The sequence below is a fragment of the Nocardiopsis deserti genome, from assembly GCF_008638355.1.
GTDB classification, from domain to species: Bacteria; Actinomycetota; Actinomycetes; order Streptosporangiales; family Streptosporangiaceae; genus Nocardiopsis; species Nocardiopsis alborubida.
Map to the genome: position 1 here is coordinate 1 of NZ_VWVS01000058.1, position 829 is coordinate 829.

Below are 829 nucleotides of genomic sequence, written 5' to 3' on the forward strand. Positions count from 1 at the left end.
AGCGGCCCTCGGGGGTGGGGGTCTCGCCCTCCCCCGTGCCGATCACCCCGGTACGCACCTCCTCTTCCCCGTCGAAGACGGTGAACGCGAAGTCGCCGGTGTCGACCTCCACGCGGTACCCCGTGGTGGTCAGCGACACCTCCTCGCCGCCGGGCTCGGCGTGGACGGCGACCCCGTCGCCGAGGACCGTGGCGATCTCCACGCCCTCGACGCCGTTGTCAGCGGTGTCGACGGGCGCTTCCTCCGACGCCGGTTCGTCGGCCGGACGAAGCCCCTGCACGGGGACGACCGGCGACCGGGCACGCAACCCGTGCACGCGCAGGAGGCACAAGGCCGGGGCACGCTGAGAGGGCCCGCCGCGTGTGCGGCGGACCCCGTAGTACCCGCGGTGTCACCCCGTGCGCGCCACGGGGTGACACCGATCATGGACCGGTCGGTCAGCCGGTGTAGTTGGGGTCAGCGGGTACGGGGACGGCCTCCCCGGCCTCCTCGGCCTCCTGCTCGGCCGCCTCGGCCTGTCCGTAAGCCCCGGCCTCCTCGGCCTCCTGATCGGCCGCCTCGTCCTGTGCGGGAGCCCCGGCCTCCTCGGCGGGCGGCGCCGAGTCCTCGCACGGCTCGACCCCCGCACCGGACTCCTCGGCGGGCGGCGCGGGATCCTGGGAGGGGTCCGCCGGGCAGTCGACCGAGGCGGGGGACCCGGAGGGGGCGATCGCGTCGTCGGCCCAGGCGGGAGATCCGCCGAACAGGGCGGCGGCCGCGAAACCGGCGACGATCAGGTAGTTCTTCAGACGCATGGCAGTCCTCGTGTGTGGTTCGTGTGCGCGGGATA

Annotated in this window: 1 protein-coding gene and 1 pseudogene; both read right to left on the reverse strand. The window is 74.4% G+C overall.

Going from position 1 to position 829, the window contains the following annotated elements:
• Positions 1-280: pseudogene (locus FYW99_RS31580) on the reverse strand (L,D-transpeptidase); the annotation flags it as partial.
• 157 nt (positions 281-437) lie between these two features.
• On the reverse strand, positions 438-794 hold the full coding sequence (locus tag FYW99_RS31585; protein ID WP_150256274.1) for a hypothetical protein: 357 nt from the start codon (positions 792-794) through the stop codon (positions 438-440).
• Positions 795-829: the final 35 nt, after the last annotated feature.

Excerpts from the sequence above, each read along its gene's own strand:
- FYW99_RS31585 (WP_150256274.1), bottom strand. The coding sequence starts at position 794 with ATGCGTCTGAAGAACTACCTGATCGTCGCCGGTTTCGCGGCCGCCGCC.